5 protein-coding genes and 1 pseudogene are annotated in these 4,921 nt (G+C 37.0%); 3 read left to right on the top strand and 3 right to left on the bottom strand.

The annotated features are described in order from the left end of the window. Positions 1 to 178 precede the first annotated feature (178 nt). The 3 genes and pseudogenes from WKT20_RS17550 to WKT20_RS17540 all read left to right on the top strand — a co-directional run bounded on the left by WKT20_RS17550 (position 179) and on the right by WKT20_RS17540 (position 2,211). Entirely contained in the window at positions 179 to 547 is a 369-nt protein-coding gene (locus tag WKT20_RS17550) for a helix-turn-helix domain-containing protein (RefSeq protein WP_340417820.1), read from the top strand. A 294-nt stretch (positions 548 to 841) separates the two neighbouring features. After that, positions 842 to 1,288, top strand: a pseudogene (locus WKT20_RS17545) (type IV toxin-antitoxin system AbiEi family antitoxin domain-containing protein). Positions 1,289 to 1,401: 113 nt separating this feature from the next. Further along, entirely contained in the window at positions 1,402 to 2,211 is an 810-nt protein-coding gene (locus WKT20_RS17540; RefSeq protein ID WP_340417819.1) for a metallophosphoesterase, read from the top strand. Between the two features lie 93 nt (positions 2,212 to 2,304). On the opposite strand, the gene WKT20_RS17535 is transcribed toward WKT20_RS17540, so the two are convergent. The 3 genes from WKT20_RS17535 to WKT20_RS17525 form a co-directional block, all read right to left on the bottom strand. After that, positions 2,305 to 3,585 (bottom strand): type II toxin-antitoxin system HipA family toxin, encoded by a 1,281-nt coding sequence (locus WKT20_RS17535; protein WP_340417818.1) that lies wholly within the window; start codon positions 3,583 to 3,585, stop codon positions 2,305 to 2,307. Positions 3,586 to 3,588: 3 nt separating this feature from the next. Continuing rightward, entirely contained in the window at positions 3,589 to 3,909 is a 321-nt protein-coding gene (locus WKT20_RS17530) for a helix-turn-helix domain-containing protein (RefSeq protein WP_007558572.1), read from the bottom strand. A 240-nt stretch (positions 3,910 to 4,149) separates the two neighbouring features. Next, complete coding sequence (locus tag WKT20_RS17525; RefSeq protein WP_007558574.1) at positions 4,150 to 4,776, bottom strand: type IV toxin-antitoxin system AbiEi family antitoxin domain-containing protein; 627 nt, start codon at positions 4,774 to 4,776, stop codon at positions 4,150 to 4,152. Positions 4,777 to 4,921 lie beyond the last annotated feature (145 nt).

Genomic DNA, 4,921 nt, shown 5'->3' with positions numbered 1-4,921 from the left:
ATTTGGTCAATTCCAAGAAACGTGAAACAGCAAACAAAATCTCTTTAAAAGAATAAAACTATCGTTTTAAATCATTATAAATTCGTATTATCCGTCAATCACAACAAATCAAATTGATTACATAACAATCCGTGTTTGACCTTTATACTAAATTCAATCATCTAAAAAAATAGATACAATGAGAAAAGAACCTATCACTTTTGACAATCTACCACAAGCAGTAAGCTACTTAACGGAACAAGTAGAGAAAATTTACCAGTTACTAATGACTATGCAGCCACAAAAAGATGACCCTAAACATAAATTAGTAGACATTGATAAAGCCTGTCAGATAGTCCAAAAGGCAAAGCCTACAATTTATAGACTAGTTCGCACAGGCCTTATTCCGGTTTACAAACGAGGTAAGAAGCTATATTTCTATGAAGACGAACTACTTAAATGGATAGAGACTGGAAAGAAACAAAATCAGCCTCTTACTTATCAAGAACAGTCCGAACAAATACTTAGAGGTATCAGACATAAACCTAAAAATGGATTTAATATATGATGTGTATATTTACGAACGTAAGTCATTGTAAAATATGTTCATTCTTTTCTTTACTGGAAAGCATCTTTAGTACAAAAATCATAAAGTGAAATTTATGATTTTTGAATATTTCCCTGTACAAAGATACCACACCCATAAATATTTGTGGTATTTTTGTACAGATTCAGATGACAAGCAATGAAGAAACTTAATTCATACATATCATCTGCTGACATGAAGGAAAAAGGACGTGCTGCTTATTACAAAATGTTGGAAAGTGTACGCCAAGGCGAACTGATACAGATTCGATGAGGGTTGTATGCCAACATTGACCAACTTTCAAACAGCATGATTGACATAGAAGCGATTATACCAGGTGGAATCCTTTGCTCCTGGTCTGCATGAAGCATACACCAGCTTACGACTACTATGCCTCAAGCCTATCATATAGCCATAAAAAGGGACCGAAAAGTAGTAACACCTTCATTTCCCTCAATAGAGCTTCACCACTATACAGCTTCTATACTGGAGATTGGTGTAAGCAAGATGTTTTTGGAGGGTTACAATATCAGGATCTACGACATAGAACGATGCGTATGTGATGCCATTAAGTTTAGGAATAAGATAGGTATGGATGTATGTTCAGAAATCATAGATAACTATCTTGTACGACCAGAACGAAATATAAGTAAATTATTGGATTATGCCAAACAACTCCGAGTGGGCACAATCCTTGAGGATTATTTGCAAGTTAAACTATGAGTGAGGAACAAAATAAAAATTACGGAAAATCAATCTGTACAAAGATTTATCTTACTCAGAAGTTGTAGCATTCATTCTGCAAATGCTTCTTCCGTATTGGAAAAACATACCACATGAATAATATAGACTATAACATATATGAATTTCCGGAATGCAAGTCCATCATCATTTCTGGAGATATTCACGGAGATTTCAATCTTCTCGTGAACAAAATGTGCATGCAATATAAGATGGAAAATACGCTTCTCATTGTGGCTGGAGACTGCGGATTTGGTTTTGAAAACAGAGGCTATTATGAAAATATTGTCAAGAAGAACACCAAGCGTATGAATGAGGCGAACAACTGGATTTTTTTCGTCAGAGGTAATCACGACAATCCTGCCTATTTCGACGGTTGTACGTTCAAGTATAAAAGGTTTATTGCCATTCCAGACTATTCCATCGTAAAAGCGTGTGGACACACATTACTCTGCATTGGAGGAGCAATATCCATTGACCGCTCATACAGAATTAACGCATGGGAACAACTACAGAAGAAGTGCCATAAATCATCTCAAGATTTAAGTAAAGGAATCTATGAAAGGAACTATTATTGGCCAAATGAAAAGCCTGTTTTCAATGTTGAACTGCTAAAAAGAATAATGGTAGAACAGATTATCGACACTGTTATAACTCATACTTCACCGTCATTTTGTGAATTACAAAATAAGAACGGGCTTTACAGATGGGCCAATGATGATACACAACTGACAGTAGATGTTCAGCAAGAACGGTATACGATGGATTCTATCTATCATATGCTCAAAGAGAACCAAAATATTACCCATTGGTGCTATGGACACTTTCACCAGAGTTGGCATAGCAACATTGATGGGATTCTATTTAAAATGCTTGACATTATGGAGTTCTACGAAATAAGATAATATTTTGCCTTATAGCAAAAATAAAGTTAAAGTCGGCAGTAAATCATTGTTATTACCGACTTTATAACTTTATTCTTGTATCTATCTTTTTGTCTATTTTTCTTTATTTCTATCATAAGATAGTATTTGCCTCTCAAAAACCGCAGCAAAACGTTCCTGCTCATTTTTCGCAATTCCCAATTTCGTGGCTAATGTTCTCCATTCCATAACTGCATTCAACACCTCACCGATGATTTGCCCAGCAGTCTCTTTCGGAAGCATATACTCTTCACAAGAATCCAACAATTCTTTCAGATCCGATTTATTGGTATAGCTGTTAATCAGCAGACTCTGATATTCGTTTACGGTAGGATTCATGTCATATGCCGGTGACAGAGTCCATCCCTTGACAGTCAGAAGGAAACCATGATTACGGAAATGATCATCTGTGTTACCGATACAAATGTTGAATGCCACCCTACGATACAGCTCTTTCAGATTATCTTCCACATTGGTACAGTTTTGAATGATAAAATCAACAATATCCAAATAACCATTACCTGTATTGGCATTAGCTCCATCATTCAACCCCAAAAGTGTCATGGCTGAAGCAAAGTGTATACGTTTACCATCTTCTCGTCTGTCAAATCGTCGGGAAAGCAAAGTATGATATTTATCATTTGTGGAGATTACTCTTGTTTCCGCTGCATTGATCCCAGCTTTTTTTGCCAAAAGATGCGAAAAATGTTCCCAAAGACCTGCATCATAATCATCCTTACGGGACGGAAACTTTGCTATACAAAGATTCTTGTTTTCATCAAGCACACTTGCTTTTGGACGTGCTCCACCAAGAGAGGAGCCCGGCTGCACCAACTGTGCAATCCATCGCATTTCAGGAAGTTGGTCCTCTTCTTCGCTTTTCTCTATCTCAGAACTGGCTGCAATCAACTCACGTATGTCTGTCAATGGAGGAATGCGCAAGGTTTCGCTTGCATTAATATAGTCTCCATCCATGGATTCTTTGAAACGGAAACCTCCCATACGAGAAAAGTCTTCAATTCCTATAAGATAGTCAAACGAAGAAAGCCTACGCACCGAGCGTTTTTCATCCTTTGCCAAAATCTGCTCCCTACGATTTATCAATGTACGTCCCCACCTGTCTGGAAGAGCATCAGAAAAGCATCCGAAAATATCCTTATCAGGAGCCGTGTACTGCTGACCTGGATAATTATTCAAATCATCACTAAGAAACAGACTACCATAATCCTTTAACCACTCATTACTATAACAAAATCCATAGCTGTCAGAGCCTCGAAGTGATTCGTAACTTAACTCTCCAACGAGCCTTGGTTCTTTCAGCCAATCGAAATCGGCAAATACATAAAGTTTCTTCATCGCTTATTCTTTTTTGGATGCTCTTTCTCGTTTCTTAAGACTCAAATCCTGCAAGGCCTTTCCCATTGCATCTTCTTTTGCAAGCAGCAGAATATCATCATCCAGCTGAAGTGCATAAAGCACCCTTAGATAAATACCAATTGCCACAGTCGGTGTGCCTTTCTCTATACGTGAAACCGTCAGAGGCGAACAGGTGGCACGTTCAGCTACCTGAGCGACACTGAGATTCCTGCGAAGTCTAGCCAGCTTGATCTGCTCACCAACTATCTGCATCTTCTGCTCTAATTTTCTTGGCAACTTTGTGCCCATTGTTGTTTTTACCATACCTCAACCTATCATATAATATGCAAATATAACAATTTATCATTATTTTATGATATGTTGATAGATATTTTATCCAAAAAAAATCTACTTCGAATACTAATACTAAAAACATAATTACGGCGATATCTTCAGCAAGGGGAAAAAGAAGAATAAAGCAAAGCTTCCCAAGAACGGATTTCGGTCCTACCCTGGCTTCACTTCGTTGTCAAGTCATAACGGGAGGGCATATTATCGAATAGTTCATCGTCTTAAGAATTTTAAAAGTGTCGAAATTGAATCAGGCTTTTTGCCTACATTAATATAATCTTCAAATATGGTTGCGTCCATATTATAGAACTCATCCATATCCATACGAATATCCTGCTCAAGATATATCTCTACATCCTTCATATAACGAAGAATGACTTTTGAGGAATTAGCAATCAAATCACACAAAGCTTTTTCCGGTGATGCAATAAGAAATGCATAGTCACCTTTATTCATACTCCTTACTCCTATCGGAAAAGCCTTTCTCGAAATATACTTGTAGTTATAACCGCCTACTGGAGTTTGAAAGCTTCGGGAATGTTTTACAGTCATTGATTGATTAACACATACAGCCTCAGGTATAAGTCCATAATATCGTAGTGCTGTAGACATTGAAATATACGAAGGAGTATAGATATGATTGGCAATCAACTCACTCGATAAAGTCTTTCCTGAATGTTCTGGGTTAATCACATAAAGTCCTCTCTTCAATCTGATGATAACCCCTTGTTTTTCGAGCCAGATTACTTTCTTACTAGCAGACTTCAGTTCCGGATATAACGATTCAATGATTGAAGTCGTTACTGGAATGTTTCCTATTTCACTTAATTGTCTATCCATACTGCAATATAGCAATAATTTGAACAATAAAAGAAAAAACACTTCTTTTCCTGTTCAAAATATTACTACTAAGGCAATCCTAAAAAAATAGCGACCGCCGTCACATAATGCGTAAGCATTCTATTTTCCGCCATGACAATTTTAC

The sequence above is a fragment of the Phocaeicola sp. ICN-14070 genome (assembly GCF_037892625.1).
Taxonomy (GTDB): domain Bacteria; phylum Bacteroidota; class Bacteroidia; order Bacteroidales; family Bacteroidaceae; genus Phocaeicola; species Phocaeicola plebeius.
This window is presented reverse-complemented; position numbering and strand designations above follow the sequence as displayed.